Raw genomic sequence first — 16,039 nt, 5'->3', positions numbered from 1 at the left:
AAATTCGGCGGAGTTTCGTTCTTCTTGTCGCAGTGTGCATAATTTCGTTGGCATCGTTTGACATCGACAGGAGTGCTTTATTTGTCCAGAAATATTTGAGGATATATGACACGATTTTCGTTGGAAGTGCTATTGTTAATCGTCCAAAAAACTGGGTAGTCTCATATTCAAAGGAAAAGAGCTCGAAACGCGGATTTATTTACGGTATTTTTCCTGCTATTAATGCTGACGAAGCGGTTGATGAAGTTATTTATGTTTTCGAGAAGGTCAGCGAACCTAATAAGAAAGTAATATTTTCTGAGCTTGGTCCTTCAATGGTCAGAAAAGCTAACGATGTAATGGTTATGCTTGAAAAGGAGCCAAGCCATAACCCTTATACTCGTGTTCAGGTGTTCGGATTTGATGCTATTCTTAAAAAAAATAATAGGAATTCTGAGAAGCAATATACAATTAACATTCCGGATCTTTCGGTATTTATCGTTACGGAATGTTTAGAAGATTTGCCGGAGTTTAAAATCACTGGTCAGAAGAATCTGCATTGAATGCGGTGAGCCACGAAGTGCCCTTCGATTAAACTCCGCATAGGCATCGATCGCGAACTTATACCTACACTGCCAACGGCGACTTGAAATCGAAAACGGTGGGCGGGCAGGTCACCGGCTTCCGCTATGACGGTTTCGGCAACTTAAGGCACGTCACCCTGCCAGCCGGCACGGTGATCGACTACCGGATCGACGGCCAACACCGGCGCATCGGCAAGCAGGTGAACGGGACTCCGGTCCAAGGCTTCCTCTACCAGGACAGGCTCCGCCCGATCGCCGAACTGGACGGTGAGAACCAGATCGTCAGCGCCTTCGTCTATGCCGATAAGGGCAACGTACCGGCGTACCTCATCCGGGGCGGCCACGCCTATCACATCATTTCCGACCACCTGGGGAGCTCCCCGCTCGAGCATTTTCATACCTACTGTACGGGTACTTGCGAGTAGGTCGGAAATCCTTTTCCGACGGTACAGTTGGGCCAACGGGTTCGTCGGCAAAGGATTGCCGACCTACGACTGTAGCACCCTGTAGGTCGGGAGTCCTTTCTCGACGCCACGCCCCGGCCGAGCGTCTGTCTATTTCAGCGTGCATCTCCAGCCGTCCGACGAAAACCAGGATGCAAGATTAACGAAAGAGTTATTCCGCTCGTACTGCCAAGATATACCAACACCCGGCAAGGTGTTTTTTACAGCGGATCTGGTCGGTAACGAACCGAGGAGCATGCCTATCGGCATCCGGATCGTCGAACAGGAGTTTACGGGCGGCGATGAAAGCGATGCTGAAAACTTCAAGGATCTGCGCACCATATCGGAGGTTCTCGCCAAAACTTATTCCAAAGGTGTCATCGAATCGCATTTTGACCTTGATACGAATGGGTATTACGCGATCTACCTGATCAAGGGTGGAACAGATGCCGTTCCGGAACAAGACATACTGAGAATCCCGCTCAATGTCGGCGCCGACTCCGGCGTAGAGCGCTTGACGACACGAATCGTAAGCCTGTTCGGTATCGCATCGGGCCTAGCGCTGATTGGCTTTGCGGCGTCTCGATATCGGCGAAGGCGCAAGACTCTGTAGATGGCCGTCCGAGGCCTTTCTTGAACGATGGATCGAAAGACGCGTTACTGATTTTGCAACACGGGTAACGACAATACCTATTAAGGTTAATGACGCGATCAACATCAGGTCTTCTCCCACGCATTTGGACGATTATGCAAAGGCAAAGGTTTGCATAAGGTCGAACGCCGCGCATTGATCAATCTCATCGTAATCTGCCGGCACTCGGCCAATTCCTGCGGACCGGCAAATACCGGTGGCGGCGAGGCCACATTCAGGTCTGATCGGCCGTTCTTGCTCGTTGACCGCTTTGGGCGAAACTTGCGAGCCGCCGTTCGGTCAGGTGCGGGGATCTCCCGATGTTGCCCGAGCAGACCGTCGCGCCTTAGGCGAAGACCTGGCGGCTGTTTCAGGCGCCGCGCTACTCTCAGGCCGGCTTTCCTGTTTGAAATAGCGGTTGGTTTCTGCCTTGATGACTTTCGACAGCAATAGGAGGCCGATCAGGTTGGGAATGGCCATCATGCCGTTCATCAGGTCGGAGAAGTTCCAGACGAATTCCAGGCTGGTGGTGGCGCCAACGATTACGGCGGCAACGAAGAAGATGCGGTAGATGCGGATGGAGCGCGGCCCGAACAGGTATTCCACCGCTTTTTCGCCGTAGTAATTCCAGCCTATCAGGGTGGAGTAGGCGAAAAGCGCCGTGGCGAGCGCGACGATGAAGGTCCCGGTACTGCCCAACGTTTCCGCCATGCTGGCGCTGGTCAGTTCTCCGGCACTGACGTCTTGCATCCATGGGTTCGCGGTGAGGATCACCAGGGCGGTCATGGTGCACACCACCAGGGTGTCGATGAAGGTTTGCGTCATGCTCACCAGCGCCTGCTTGACCGGACCGTCGGTGCGCGCGGCCGCTGCCGCGATGGGCGCCGAACCGAGTCCGGATTCGTTGGAGAACACGCCGCGTGCGATGCCGTAACGCATGGCGGTGGCGAGGGTGGCACCCGCGAAGCCACCACCGGCCGCGATCGGATTGAAGGCGTGGTAAAAGATCAGGTACAGCGCATGCGGAATTTCGGCGGCATTGAGGACCAGCACCACCAGCGCGGCGCCGATGTAGCCGACGATCATGAACGGAACCAGCAGCGAGGTGAACCGGCCGATGGAGCGGACGCCGCCCAGGATCACCAGTGCCGTCAGTACCATCAGCACCAGGCCCGTTGTGAGTGGAGTAATGTGAAAGGTGCTTTCGAGTATCCTGGCGGTGGAATTGGCCTGCGTCATGTTGCCGATACCGAAGGTGGCCAGCGCGGTAAAGACCGCGAACAGTCTGCCCAGCCAAGGCAAGCCGGCACCCTTGGCCAGATAGTACATCGGCCCGCCGCGCATGCCGTACTCTCCCTTTTCGCGGTACTTGACCGCCAGCACCGCCTCGGAATACTTGGTGGCCATGCCCACCAGACCCGTCAGCCACATCCAGAACACCGCGCCGGGACCGCCGAGGGTGATGGCCGTGGCAACACCGACGATGTTGCCTATGCCTACCGTGGCCGCAAGCGCCGTCATCAGCGCGGCGAAATGGCTGATATCGCCGGCGTGGCCGTGATCCTTCGCGAAGATAAGGCTGAAGGCTCGGGGCAGGGCGCGGAACTGCACGCCGCGCAGCAAGATCGTCAGGTACAGCCCGGTTCCGACCAATAGGGCGAGCATGGGCGGTCCCCATACCCAGCCCGATAATGTGGCAATCAGCGTTTCGATTTCGCGCATGGATTTTCCTTGAAGGGTTTCGGACAGTATACGGAGGAATGCCGTTTCACGACTTATTCCATCCGACATTCAAGTGAACATTAGAGCGGCTGTCGGATTGGTTTACGGCTTGTGGGAGCGTTTTCCGAATCGGTGTAAGGGATTCGGATATGTAGGTCGGCAATCCTTTGCCGACGAACCCGTTGACCCAACTGCACCGTCGGGAAGGGATTCCCGACCTACGCGCGAGTGCCCGTACAGTAGGTATGAAAATGCTCTAAGGCCATTTGCAATCAATCATCACGTACGAATGGAAACTGCTCTAATCGCAGGGTGAGTTAGCCCCTCGGCTTCGCTCGGGACAGGCCCTTCGACAGGCTCAGGACAGGCTCCGCGTAACGTACCGATTGAAGGTCGCTCGGTGGGTTACGGCCTCGCGGCCTAAACCCACCCTAAAAAATCCTTATTGAAAGCGATGCGGGTACGGCGGCGGTTTTCGTCCTGACCATCGCCGGCAGGGGCGATCAGGGTCCGGTCCAGGCCAGCGGCAGGCGGACGACGAACTCGCTGCCCAGGCCGGGGCCTTCGCTCCTCGCTTCGACCGAACCGCCGTGCAACTCGACCAGGTGGCGCACTAGGGACAGCCCGAGGCCGAGCCCGCCTTGCGACCGGTCGATGGAACGGTCCGCCTGGGTGAACAGATCGAAGACATGAGGCAGCATTTCGGCCGAGATGCCGATGCCTTCGTCGCGGATGCTCACCACGGCGTCCGGCCCTTGCCGTTCCGCCAGGAGCCAAACGTGTCCGCCCGCTGCCATGTACTTGGCGGCATTGTTAAGGAGATTCGACAACACCTGAGTGAGCCGCACCGGATCGGCGTCGAGGCACACGGGTTCCGGCGGGAGCGAAACCTCAAGCGTGTGGTTGCCGGCCTCGATGAGGGCCTGGCTAGTTTCGACGGCATGGCCGACGATGGTCGCCAGATCGACCCGCTCTTTTTTCAGGGCGATCTTGCCTTGAGTGATGCGCGATACCTCCAAGAGATCGTCCACCAGCCTGACCAGGTGATTCACCTGCCGTTCCATCATCGTGAGCAGCGTCTGGGTGCGTTCCGTCGCGGGGTTTGTGCCGTCGGACTTCCGCAGCACGTGCAGACCGGTGCGGAGCGGCGCCAGCGGGTTTCTGAGCTCGTGAGCCAGCATCGCCAGAAACTCGTCCTTGCGGCGGTCGGCCTTGCGCAGGGTCTCCTCAATCAGTTTGCGCCGAGTGATGTCGTTGAAAAGAACCGCCACTTTTCTTTCGGATGGCGCGCCAATCCGAAACGCGTACACGTCGTAATGGCGATGAAGTTGCGCGGCGAAATTTTCGAAGCGCATCGGTTGGCCCGTCAGCGCGATCTTTCCGAAGATCTCGAACCAGTGTTCCTCGAGCAACGGAGCGATTTCCCGTATTCGCCGGCCGACCGCGTCCCGAATTCCGCTCTGCCGCTCGAAAGCCGGATTGACGATGAGGAACCGGTAATCCACGGGTCTCTCGCTTTCGTCGAACAACACTTCGATGGTACAGAAGCCCTCGTCCATGCACTCGAACAGCGTGCGGTATTTCTCTTCGCTCTCACGTAACGCCTCCTCGGCCCGCTTGCGATCGATGAGGTCGGCGGCTTGCCGGGCGAGAATATCCAACAGGCGCAAATCCCGCTCGGACGGCTGGTGCGGGCAGCGCCAGTGCGTGGAAATCATGCCCACCAGCTTGCCGCTCCGCGAGAACAGGGGCGTCGTCTGGCAGGCATGAATTCCGGTTTGCAGATATGTCGCGAGATCCTCGGTGCCCTGCATGAAATCGCAGTTCTCCAGGTCCGGCGCGATGACGCGCCGGCCCGTGCGCAAGGCCGCGCCGCATGTCGAATCCGAGGAGTCAGCGCTTACCCATTCCCAGAACTTTGCCGCTTGCGGATTGAACCCGCGGAACGCCAGCAGCCGAAGCTCGCCGCCGCGGCCGCGCTCGGGGTAGAGCATCTGCATGCTCGCGTATTCCGAGTGCATGATGTGCGCCGCCGCGTCGATGATTTTTTCGTAGAGGGCCTGGATGTCGTCCTCGTGAAGAAGAGCTGCGCTGATGCTCTGCAGGAGCTGAGTGTCCTGCAATTCCGCCTCGAGCTGGGCCCGGTTCTCGCGCAATGCTTCCTCGGCTTGTTTGCGCTCGGTGATATTGCTGGCGGCACCGAACCATTCGACGATATCGCCATCCGCACTCATCAGCGGAACCGCACGCGAAAACGTCCATCCCAAGCTGCCGTCCGCTCGTCGGACGCGATGCTCGAGCTCAAAAATGCTCTTGGTCCGGATGGCTTCTCCGATGGCGGCGACGACCTGCGGCTGGTCGTCCGAGGGAATGTATTTCTGAAGCCAATTTCGGCTCGGCTCTTCCGTGTCGGCTAGGAAATCCCGGCCGTAAAGCTGATACATCTCGGTCCAATCCGAGCTCATGCGATAGATCGTCTGGGAACTGGCCATCACCAGAGCGCGGAAACGCTCTTCGCTCTGGCAAAATGCTTCCTGAGCCCGCTTGAATTTCGTCGTCTCGCGCAGCGAAAAGACGAGGCCCGCAGTCGCTCCGTCGTTACCCTTGACGGGCGTCAGGCTCCAGTCCCAATAGGTGGTGCCGCGTTCGGGCTGATCGGGGAAAACGAAGGGCCTGTCCTTGTAAAACACTGCATCGCCGGAATCCCGGACTTTTCGGAAGATCGCCTCGTTTTCCGCGTTGGGATACAAGGCGAAATGGTTGTTGCCCACCATGTCCTCCGGTCTCATCCGGCAGGTTTCGGCATAAGCCGGATTGACCCAGACGAAGTTGAACTGCCGGTCGAGAAAGACCAGCATCACATCGGTGGCCCGCATGACGCTATCCAGCAGGCTTTGCTCCCGCCGCAACGACTCCTCGACCTGCTTGCGTTCAGTGATGTCCTGGATCGTGCTGAGGAGAAGCGTTTGGCCGCCGATGCCGACCCAATCAACATTGAGCGACAGAACGAGCCTGGCCCCGGACCTGGACTTGTGCGTGATTTCCACGTCGCGTAGTGCCGCGCACTGCCGGAGTTCGGAGGCTATCCGGCCTCGTAACCATTCGTCCGGGATGCCCAGGTGCCCGCTGTTTTTGCCCAACACATCTTCCCGGCTGCACTCGAAGATCTTCAGAAACGCATCGTTGACGGCCACGAGGGTCCGTTCGGGCATCTTCGTCAGCGCCATGCCGAAGGGGGCCTTGTCGAAGATGGCGGAATAACACTCCTCGCGCTCGCGGGCCGCGTCGGCCTCACGCCGGATGTGTGCCGCATCCGGGCGGGCCTCGGCCCCGGTTTCACTCCCCCCTGCGTCGACGGGCGACGTCTCGGCTCGAGGTTCTTGTTCCGCCCGGACTGGCTCGGCTACATCTTCGACGTGGTGAATGATATAGAGAACATCGCCATTTTCATCGAGCACCGGCGTGTTCGAGGATTTCGAGAAACGGCCCTCGAACCCGCCGCCCTGTTCGGGCCTGCGGATATCGTGCTGCCGCATGGCCTGGGCGTCGGGGAGGCGGTGCCGCAGCACGCGTTCAAACGAGGCCCGGCTGTTCGCCTCCGGCCCGAACGGGCTGTCGGGATTGTCGGGGAAGACTTCGAAGACCGGCCGCCCCACGATCTCCTCGCGCCGCTTCTTGGTTGCCCGCAGATAGGCGTCGCTAGCCGCCAGGATGGTGAAATACGGGCTGTCGGGTGCCAGCACCAAAATACAGGCCGGGACGGACTGGAAAAGGACCTGGAAGTCGGGGCGCGATGCCGGTATATCGCGCTCAGCCGTGCTCATGCTTTTCCCTCCTGCCGTTTCAGCGGACAGGGTTGCGGCTGGCAACGCCGGGTGGACAGCTGCGCGACCGGCCGCACCGCGAGCATGTCCGCCCCGGCCGGACGCGGTCGCCGTGCGCCGAAACCTCGATGCATCACGTACGGCGTTCCGCCAGCGAGCGGGAAAGCCGGTGCAATGTCCGGCTGCATTGGGGCCAGGCCGGGGATAACGCGGCCCGGGACCCGGGGCGGTAGGGAAGCATTAAAGTTGAACATCACGGGAGCTACTTGGCACTAAGTTGCGGCGCACCCGCCGGATGGCTTTTCAAAAGTGCCCGAGGGCGAACAGGAAGAAGTGGAGGATCTGGAGCGGGGCCATCCAGTTCGGCTTTATTTCAGAGGCGTAATGGGTGCGCGCGCATAGACCCGTTTCGGATGTCTTGCGGACGGCGACCGAACTATAGCCTATAGCCCACATCTTGAAACATCTTGGATTTTGAGGCGTTCCCTCGGCTCATTGGACGCGCCCATCGAAGTCGTAATCACCTTCATCAACCCTATAGAGGACCTCGAAAAACCGCCTTCCCGGCGGTTTTTCTCTTCGCCAAGCCCAAACGCGGTTTGGGCTTGGCTTACGTTTTCAACTGCTTACGCGGCTGAAAACGACCGGGCATCCCTGCCCCGTACGAGCACCTCGAAGTTTTTCGAGGTGCCCTATAGCGATATTCATCTGAACGGGCGCTCATTTTCGCATTAGGCAGGACGCAAAAAAAGAGCCGATGGCTTTACGGTAATCGAACGGACGAGCATGGGGCGGGGAGTTCGCGTCACGGTTACATCCGCCACACGTGCCAGATTCGAGGTCTGCCGCCGCAGTTCAGGTTTTTTGTGGCGTTACTCTTGAGTCGGTAAGCGGCGTTCAGTTTCCAAAAACCGTTTGATATGCGGAAGAACGAGATCGCTGCGGACGAAGCTTTCGGTATGCTTGAGACCGGGCAACGGGACGAAGGCGGCGTGAGCGATGTGTTTGGCGCATTCCCGGACGGCCGGATATCTCGCATCTTCCTCCCCGACGAGGAGCAGGCACGGCATGGCCATGGTCGGGAGGACGTCTTCCAGTGCCGGCCGCTCTTGCGCAGCGGCCGCGAGCGCCCGCAGGTCGTTGGCCAGCACAAGTGGCCTCAGTTCCGGCGGGATGCGCTGTTCCAGGACGGACTCGAGAGCGGTGAGGAAAGCTCCGGGGTCCGCGCCGTCGATGTGCCGGAAGGCGTCCCAGCTTTGGTCGGCATAGGGATGCGCTCCGACGACGAGCAGGGCGTCGACGCGTTCGGGCGCGTATTTCGCCATGCCGAAGCCAATCCAGCCGCCCATCGAAAAGCCGAGGAAGTTCGCTTTCGGGATCTTTAAGGCATCGAGCACGGCGACGACGTCCGCCACCCGGTTCGGCAGCGCATAGGCAGCCGGGTCGTGCGGCTTGTCGCTGGCGCCGTGGCCGCGGGCGTCGAGCAGAATGCACCGGTTATCGCGGCACAGTGCCCGGACATACCCGAACTGGCGCCACGCCTCGGAACTGCTGGTAAATCCGTGGTGCAGCACCAGCGGCGGTCCTTCGCCTTCCGCCTGGTAATGGATGCGAACGCCTTGGCTGTCAACGTAAGGCATGGGCGTCGTCCCGAATCGAGCGATAAACGTCCGCTATGGCGGACGCGACCGACGGCCAGGCGTAGCGGGTCCGGGCTCTTTCGGCCGCGGCGGCGCGCATGCGGCGGCGTTCGTTCTCGGGTGCCAAGAGGGCGTCGAGAATGCGGGCGGCGAATGCGGGAGGGTCCGCGGGATCGGCCAGATAACCGTTCACGCCGGGTGTAACGATATCGGTGGGTCCGCCGTGTGGCGTGGCGATCACCGGGGTTCCGGAAGCGAAGGCCTCGACCAGCACCAGCCCGAAAGGCTCATAAGGGGAAGGGCAGAGGAACAGGTCGGCCGCCGCGTAATACTGAAATAGTTCCTGATCGGTCAGGCGGTGAAACCAATGGATCGCGTCCGTGACCTGAAGCTCGTTCGCCCGCCCGAGCAGGGCGTCGCGATAGGCCGATTCGTCGGGCGAGGGCTTTTCCGGGCCGATCGGAATCAGGAAAGTCACGGTTTTGCCGGTTTCCCGCAGGGTTTTGACGACCCGGGGAATGGCCTCGATCAGCTCGAGAAAGCCTTTGCGGGGATCGAGCCGGCCGACCGTGAACAGCAGATAATCGGAGCTGAAGCCGAGCTGGCGTTGAAGCTTCGTCTTTTCCAGGCACAGGTGGAATGCTTCCGTGTCCACGCCTCCCGGAACGATGCGGACCTTCTCGGCGCTTGCTCCGTAGCGCCCCATCAACGCGTCCCGCTCGGTCCGGCTGAGCGCGATGACGGCATCGGCCGCGTCGAGGATCTTTTTTTCCGCGCGGATTCGAACATCGTAGCGGAACTTCGAGCCGTCCGGGGTGGGATCGGGTACGCGGTCCCGTTTCAGGAGCCCCAAGGAGTGGCTGGTAAACAGCAAGGGCTTGCCGAGAGCGAGACTCGCCATGAGCGCGCTTGCGCCGCCGTCCCAATAGTGGCCGTGGATGGCATCGGCATGCCTCAGCCAGGTGGTCTGCCTGAATAGCGTATGCTCGACGAATTCCGCGAGATGGGGGCCCATGTCCTCCTTGCGGAGAAAGCCATCCGGCCCCATCGGATAGCGGAAGATCGTGGCGCCGTCGCAAATGTCCTGGCGCACCGCTTTCCCGCCCCAGCGGCGGGTGTAGACCCGAACCTCGTGTCCCTGGCGGGCGAGCTGTTCCGCCACGCGAGCCTCGTAAATGCATTGTCCGCCCGCATCCGGTTCGCCGGTTACGGCCAGGGGGTCGCTATGGGGGCAGAAGAAGGCAATCCGCATCGCTGCTACCGCTGGGTGTCTCGTTTGGCCTTCGAGCCGCTCGCAGCGAGCGGCCATAATCCGTAGTGGCGAAGTCCTTGGATGATGCCGTCGCCGTAGAACGCGTCGGCGATAAACAATCGGGCGCTATCGTTACGCTTTTGCTGCTCGGAAGCCTGAGCCCGGACGTCTGCCGGAGTATTGCCGACCAGAACGCCGCACACGCCCGAGAGCAGCGCGTCGAGATCGTTCCCGGAATCGCCCGCGAAGAAGATGCGGTCGCCGGCCAAGCCATAGCGCTCGGCGACGTACCACAAGGCGTGGGATTTCCCGGCATTGGCGGGAATGATGTCGAGCAAAGCCCGTCCGGAGGATTCCTCGATGCTGGAAATCATCTGCAAATCGTTTCTCACCGCCCGGACCCGATACATGATTTCCGCCAGCAGCTCCCGGCTGACGGGCTCCGGGTAATAGAAGCTGAACTTGTGCGGTCCTTGCTTTTGCGGCTCCTGAGGCGCCAGGCGCGAGATCCTGTAAAGCGACCGGCGCAAGGCTTCGCGGTCTAGCGGCGGTCCGAGCCGGCTTTGCCATTCGCGATCCTGCGCGCCCGTCTGATCGTAAACCTCGGTGCCGACGTTGCAGATCCACCAGGTCGGCTGCGGCAGCCGGAACACGGCCTGCCCTTGCTTGGCCAGAGCCAGATAGCGTCCGCTGACGACGCAGACAGGGCAGTCGGCTTCGATCAGAGTCCGAAGAAGCGCCTGGGTCCGCTCCAGGCAGCCGGAGTCCGGAAGTTTGCCGGTATTGGGCAGCAGCGTGCCGTCCAGGTCGGACGCGAATAAGAACGGAACGCCCGCGCTCATGGAATCAGACTCCGTACGCGCTGGCTGACCTCTTGTTCCAGTTGCACGAGCCGCGCGGTGTTGGACGCTTCCATGCTGATTTCCAATTGCGGGGCGTCCGCGCTCGGCAATACGTAAACCCAATCGCCGTCCAGATCGAGCCGCACGCCTTCGGGGGCGGCATTCATGCGAGCTTCCGGTCGTTGACTCAGTTCGCGCATCACGCGCCCGATGTGATCCCAGGGACAGTGTAGAATCAGGCGCCGGCAATGGCTGATCGGGATCTGGCGCTCGAAATCGTGCAGGGTCAGGTGTTCCCTGCCGAGGAATTCGAGCAGCCGAAGAGACGCCGCAACCGCGCCATAGCCGAGATAGAAGTGGACGAAATGCAGCCAAACGCCTTCGGATTGCATGGCTTTCTTGACGGCATTCAGTTGGGCCGCCGGCTCCTTGTGCGTAATGATCAGTCGCCGCACTCTGGCGTCCGCCAGCTCGGCCAGAAATTTCGGATGATCGGGCGGCAGGAAGACCGGCTCCTCGGGCGGAGCGCCGATGATGAAGGCTGCGGTCAGGAGCTCCTGCGTCCGTTCCGCCCGGTGTATCGTTCCCAATTCGTCGACCAAGGTCAGTTGTTCGCCGCTTCGCTCGATGATCAGGGCGATCTTCCGGTTGAGCCTGGCGATCTCCGCGATCGGTTCGTAGGGTATGGCGGAGACATCCGAACTTTCTCTACATTCGCTCTCGAGATGGTGCAAGCCGTTGCTGCCGAGCAGGTCGCCGAGTATCCGCGCCAGATTGCCTTCCCGGCAGTAATGGAGTACGCGATCGACCCAGGGTTGGGTGGCGGATCGGCTCAGGTGCTGGCGAAGGTGTTCGGCATATCGTTCGTCGACGCGGCCGGGATAAGTCAGGTTACCGACGTTCTCGATGGACACCTTGGGAAACTCGGCCCGGTAGAACATCGCTTCGATCTTGCGGCGCGCGCTGCGCAGCAAAGGCAAACCGTCGGTGTCGAAAAGCTCGATGACGGCCACGCTGGGGTGCTCGTCCGAAATGCGGATATGGACGCCGCCGCTCAAATGGCGGCCGAAGCAGGTGATGAAGCGCGTCTCCGGCAGGCTGGCCTCTTCCAGGTCGTCGATATTGACGCCCACCGCCAGAAGACCGGAGATGAACGCCCGCTTGATCAGCCGGGAGAACGGGTGCGCATCGCGGGCGACCGCCACGCGGGCGCCGCGCTGAATCCAGCTGCCGAAGGCCTTGCCCAGCGCCGCCGCATATTCCGGCGTGATGTGTAGATTGGCCAGGCCGCTGACGCCGCGCGATCCGAAAATCGAAGGACGCAGCAGCGATTCCCAGACCAGGTTTTCGCGTATCGTCGTGTTGCTGTTGATTTCCTTGTCGGGCCAGATCGAAACGCCGGGTATGACCACGACCTGGCGTCCGAGATGGCAGCGGGAGCCGATGATCGCGTCGTCGCCGATCTCGCAGCGGGCCTCGATGACGGTGCTGCCGCCGACGATGCAGTTGCGCAGGTCGCTCGACTCGCCGACGAACGAGTTTTTCATGACGATGCTGCGGTTGACGGTCGCCCTCGCGTCGATTTCGACGTCCGGCGCGATGACGGAATACGCGCCGATCTTGACGCCGGATCGGATCCGTACGTTGTCGCCTATCCAGCAGGGCGAGCCGAGCTCCGCGTCCTTGGCGATCCGCGCGCCGTCGCCAAGCCATATCCGTTCTCCGATGAGATTTCCGCCGAGCGGCAGACGGACCTTTCCGTCGAGCAGGTCCCAGTGCGACTGTTTGAGCTGATCCAGGGTGCCGATATCGCTCCAGTAACCTTCCGCGACATAGGCGAACAACGGAATCTCCTGTTCCAGGAGTTTCGGAAAAAGGTCGCTGGCGAAGTCGTATGGAATGTCCTCGGGTATCGCCTCCAGGATTTCCGGTTCTATGAGGTAAATGCCGGTGTTGACGGTGTCGCTGCACAATTCGCTGAGGCCTGGTTTTTCCAGGAAACGGACCACGCGGTCGTCCTCGCCGGTTACGACGACGCCGAACTCGCCGGGGTCCGACACCCGTTTCAGGCACAGGCTGACTTTTGCGCCCTTGGCCTTGTGAAAGGCCCAAAAGGCTTCGAGATCGAAATCCGTCAGCGCATCGCCGGCGATGACGAGAAACGTCTCGTCGAGGAAATCCGCGCCGAGCTTGACCGAGCCGGCCGTTCCCAGCGGCTTGTGTTCCAGGGTGTAGTGCAGGTTCACGCCGAAATCGCCGCCGTCTCCGAAATGGTCGCGGATGGCGCGGGGCCGGTAATGCAGTGTTGCCAGCAAATCGGTGAACCCGTACGAGCAGAGATGCCGCGCGATGTGCTCCATGATCGGCTTGCCCAGCACGGTGACCATCGGTTTCGGTATGTTCTCGGTAATGGGTCTTAGCCGTACTCCCTGACCCCCGGCAAGAATGACTGCTTTCATGAATGATCTCCCGCACCGAGTTGGATCGATTTCTGATGATGGCTCATAATTTGATTTCAAAATGTTTGTTGGGATTTGTCAACCTCGTTGATTGCGGATGACAAGATAACCATATGTTAATGATATGGTGGGTGCGGACGAGGCTCCAGAATTGACAGGAAGTGCAAGCTGAATAATTATTTGACATCAAAATAAAAGAGACCGGATCAGTGGAAACGCTTATGACTGAAAAAACGCGGGGCGACGATTTGATCGTGCAATTGCGCGCGTTTCTGGACGCAAGCCCCACCGTGGGCCATCGGGTGCTCCATCAAATTCGAAAACTGGAGCGCGGTTTTTTGCAGCGTTCCGATCTCTGCGACGCTTTCGCCGACGTTTGCACCGCGGACGATGCGCCCGAGGGGCTAAAGCAAACGCCCTTGGCAAAAACCATACGCTTTACTCAGGAGGCCGCCCTTAACGACGCCTGGGTCTATCTTGCCATCCGGCTTCGCATCGCCACCTGGCGCTATGTGCGCATCGCGCTCGAAGGGCTGACGGTCGAGGAGGTGACGGTGCAGGACTTTCTGCGTTTCAAGGAAGGCTTGGCGACGAGGCAGCACGATATAGACGAATGGCTGCTGGAAATCGATTTCGGGCCGTTCTCCCGCGAGTTTCCAAAGCTCCAGGAGGCGAGATCGATAGGCCGCGGCGTGGAGTTCTTGAACAAACATCTATCCCGGCAACTGTTCGACGAATTGGGCGAGGGCGGCGAGCGAATCTTGAATTTTCTGAGCATTCACTCGTTCCGTGGCCAGACCCTGATGCTCAACGAGCAGATCAGGAGCGTTCGCGACTTGCGCAGGGCCTTGCGCCAAGCCGACGACATGCTCGCCGGCCACGAGCCTTCGGCGACCTGGGAGGAAGTGGCGGCGGCCTTGCGCGCCCTAGGGTTCGAGACCGGCTGGGGGCGCGAGGTCTCTCGCATCCGCGACACCATGAGCCTGCTTCAGGATCTCCTCGAGGCGCCCGATCCGAGAGGATTGGAAACCTTTCTCGCGCGTTTGCCCATGGTCTTCTCGCTGGCGATCATTTCGCCGCACGGCTATTTCGGTCAGGCCAATGTGCTCGGCCGTCCCGACACCGGCGGGCAGGTGGTCTACATCCTCGATCAGGTGCGCGCCCTGGAGACCGAAATGCGTTCCCGCCTGTTCGAGCAGGGGCTCGACATCGAGCCGCAAATCGTGGTGGTGACGCGGTTGATACCGCAGGCGGAGGGGACCAGCTGCGACCAGCGTCTCGAGCCCATTTCCGGGACGTGCAACGCCCGGATACTCAGGGTACCTTTCCGCAACGTGTCCGGCGAGATCGTGACGCACTGGATTTCCCGGTTCGAGGTCTGGCCTTATCTGGAGCGCTATACCCTGGACGCGGAGCGCGAGCTGCTCGCCGAACTGGGCGGGCGTCCCGACTTGATCGTCGGCAACTACTCGGACGGCAATCTGGTTGCGACCCTTCTGTCGCAACGCCTGGGCGTGACCCAGTGCAACATCGCCCATGCCTTGGAAAAGACCAAGTATTGCCATTCCGATCTGTTCTGGCAGGATAACGAATCCCAGTACCATTTTTCCTGCCAGTTCACCGCCGACCTGATCGCGATGAACGCGGCCGACTTCATCATCGCCAGCAGCTATCAGGAAATAGCGGGTACCCGCGACAGCGTGGGGCAGTACGAGAGTCACGCGGCGTTTACCATGCCCAAGTTGTTTCGGGTCGTGAACGGGATAGACGTCTATGATCCGAAGTTCAACATCGTTTCGCCGGGCGCCGATGCGGCGGCTTATTTCCCCTACACCGCCGCCGACCGACGCCTGCCCCATCTGCATGCAGAAATAGAGGAGCTGATCTACGGCGAGGCGGAGAAGGCCGACGCACGCGGGATCCTGCATGAGCGGGACAAGCCGCTGCTGTTCACCATGGCGCGGCTGGACCACATCAAGAACATCGCCGGACTGGTGGAATGGTTCGGCGCTTCCGAGAAGCTGCGCGGGGAGGCCAATCTGCTGGTGATTTCCGGTTACGTGGATCCGGAACGTTCTTCCGACACCGAGGAAATCGGACAGATCCGGCGCGTGCACGCCTTGTTCGACCGGTACGGGCTGGACCGGCAGGTGCGCTGGCTGGGCCTCAGACTGCCCAAAAACTTGGCCGGCGAGCTTTATCGCTACGTGGCGGACAGCCGCGGGGCTTTCGTCCAGCCGGCCTTGTTCGAGGCCTTCGGACTTACGGTGATCGAGGCGATGGCTTCGGGCCTCCCCTGTTTCGCCACCTGCTTCGGCGGGCCTTCGGAGATCATCGAGGACGGACTATCCGGCTTTCACGTCGATCCGAATCATGGCGATGCGGCGGCGGAACGCATCGCGCGTTTCTTTGCCAGAGCGCGCAACGAGCCGGAATACTGGGCGCGAATCTCGGAGGGAGCGCTCGCGCGGGTTGCCCAACGCTATACCTGGCAGCACTATGCCGAGCGGATGATGACCTTGTCCCGAGTCTACGGGTTCTGGCGCCACGTGACCGATTTGGAGCGCCGGGAGACTCAGCGTTATCTTCAGGCTTTATACAGCCTGCAATTCCGCCGTCTGGCCCAAGCCATGGCCTGATTTCGAGCACGTTTTAGCCTATGG

Annotated in this window: 10 protein-coding genes; 4 read left to right on the top strand and 6 right to left on the bottom strand. The window is 60.3% G+C overall.

Features of this window, described 5'->3' with window-relative positions:
• The first annotated feature begins 47 nt into the window (after nucleotides 1–47).
• The 3 genes from ACR2R1_RS07935 to ACR2R1_RS07925 all read left to right on the top strand — a co-directional run bounded on the left by ACR2R1_RS07935 (nucleotide 48) and on the right by ACR2R1_RS07925 (nucleotide 1,619).
• Nucleotides 48–542, top strand: coding sequence for a hypothetical protein (locus ACR2R1_RS07935; RefSeq protein ID WP_139841062.1), 495 nt, complete (start codon nucleotides 48–50; stop codon nucleotides 540–542).
• A gap of 83 nt (nucleotides 543–625) precedes the next feature.
• Nucleotides 626–988 (top strand): RHS repeat domain-containing protein, encoded by a 363-nt coding sequence (locus ACR2R1_RS07930; RefSeq protein WP_434113444.1) that lies wholly within the window; start codon nucleotides 626–628, stop codon nucleotides 986–988.
• A 274-nt stretch (nucleotides 989–1,262) separates the two neighbouring features.
• Nucleotides 1,263–1,619 carry a hypothetical protein gene (locus ACR2R1_RS07925; protein ID WP_077730705.1) on the top strand — a complete coding sequence of 119 codons (357 nt, stop codon included), beginning with the start codon at nucleotides 1,263–1,265 and terminating at the stop codon, nucleotides 1,617–1,619.
• A gap of 318 nt (nucleotides 1,620–1,937) precedes the next feature.
• Here ACR2R1_RS07925 and ACR2R1_RS07920 read toward each other — a convergent pair whose 3' ends face one another.
• From ACR2R1_RS07920 to ACR2R1_RS07895, 6 genes are all read right to left on the bottom strand, one after another.
• Nucleotides 1,938–3,359 carry an alanine/glycine:cation symporter family protein gene (locus tag ACR2R1_RS07920; protein ID WP_077730704.1) on the bottom strand — a complete coding sequence of 474 codons (1,422 nt, stop codon included), beginning with the start codon at nucleotides 3,357–3,359 and terminating at the stop codon, nucleotides 1,938–1,940.
• Nucleotides 3,360–3,862: 503 nt separating this feature from the next.
• Nucleotides 3,863–7,183 (bottom strand): PAS domain S-box protein, encoded by a 3,321-nt coding sequence (locus ACR2R1_RS07915; protein WP_434113442.1) that lies wholly within the window; start codon nucleotides 7,181–7,183, stop codon nucleotides 3,863–3,865.
• 872 nt (nucleotides 7,184–8,055) lie between these two features.
• Complete coding sequence (locus ACR2R1_RS07910) at nucleotides 8,056–8,823, bottom strand: alpha/beta fold hydrolase (protein WP_434113440.1); 768 nt, start codon at nucleotides 8,821–8,823, stop codon at nucleotides 8,056–8,058.
• Nucleotides 8,810–10,075: a glycosyltransferase gene (locus ACR2R1_RS07905; RefSeq protein ID WP_434113438.1), complete on the bottom strand. Its 1,266-nt coding sequence runs from the start codon at nucleotides 10,073–10,075 to the stop codon at nucleotides 8,810–8,812. Before ACR2R1_RS07905 ends, ACR2R1_RS07910 begins: the two co-directional genes overlap by 14 nt.
• A gap of 5 nt (nucleotides 10,076–10,080) precedes the next feature.
• Nucleotides 10,081–10,917, bottom strand: a complete 837-nt coding sequence (locus ACR2R1_RS07900; protein ID WP_133717150.1) for an HAD-IIB family hydrolase — start codon at nucleotides 10,915–10,917, stop codon at nucleotides 10,081–10,083.
• Nucleotides 10,914–13,376: a sugar phosphate nucleotidyltransferase gene (locus tag ACR2R1_RS07895; protein ID WP_133717151.1), complete on the bottom strand. Its 2,463-nt coding sequence runs from the start codon at nucleotides 13,374–13,376 to the stop codon at nucleotides 10,914–10,916. Before ACR2R1_RS07895 ends, ACR2R1_RS07900 begins: the two co-directional genes overlap by 4 nt.
• Before the next feature lie 221 nt (nucleotides 13,377–13,597).
• Between ACR2R1_RS07895 and ACR2R1_RS07890 the strand changes: the two genes are divergently transcribed.
• Entirely contained in the window at nucleotides 13,598–16,015 is a 2,418-nt protein-coding gene (locus ACR2R1_RS07890; protein WP_434113436.1) for a sucrose synthase, read from the top strand.
• Nucleotides 16,016–16,039 lie beyond the last annotated feature (24 nt).

Source organism: Methylocaldum sp. GT1TLB, assembly GCF_051027445.1.
Lineage (GTDB): Bacteria > Pseudomonadota > Gammaproteobacteria > Methylococcales > Methylococcaceae > Methylocaldum.
The sequence above is the reverse complement of the archived record's forward strand: the minus strand, read 5'-3'. Positions and strand labels throughout refer to the sequence as shown.

What these genes read in the sequence shown, in the direction of transcription:
- ACR2R1_RS07900 (WP_133717150.1), bottom strand. Translation starts at nt 10,917, where the DNA reads ATGAGCGCGGGCGTTCCGTTCTTATTCGCGTCCGACCTGGACGGCACG.
- ACR2R1_RS07915 (WP_434113442.1), bottom strand. Translation starts at nt 7,183, where the DNA reads ATGAGCACGGCTGAGCGCGATATACCGGCATCGCGCCCCGACTTCCAG.
- ACR2R1_RS07910 (WP_434113440.1), bottom strand. Translation starts at nt 8,823, where the DNA reads ATGCCTTACGTTGACAGCCAAGGCGTTCGCATCCATTACCAGGCGGAA.
- ACR2R1_RS07890 (WP_434113436.1), top strand. Translation starts at nt 13,598, where the DNA reads ATGACTGAAAAAACGCGGGGCGACGATTTGATCGTGCAATTGCGCGCG.
- ACR2R1_RS07895 (WP_133717151.1), bottom strand. Translation starts at nt 13,376, where the DNA reads ATGAAAGCAGTCATTCTTGCCGGGGGTCAGGGAGTACGGCTAAGACCC.
- ACR2R1_RS07920 (WP_077730704.1), bottom strand. Translation starts at nt 3,359, where the DNA reads ATGCGCGAAATCGAAACGCTGATTGCCACATTATCGGGCTGGGTATGG.
- ACR2R1_RS07925 (WP_077730705.1), top strand. Translation starts at nt 1,263, where the DNA reads ATGCCTATCGGCATCCGGATCGTCGAACAGGAGTTTACGGGCGGCGAT.
- ACR2R1_RS07905 (WP_434113438.1), bottom strand. Translation starts at nt 10,075, where the DNA reads ATGCGGATTGCCTTCTTCTGCCCCCATAGCGACCCCCTGGCCGTAACC.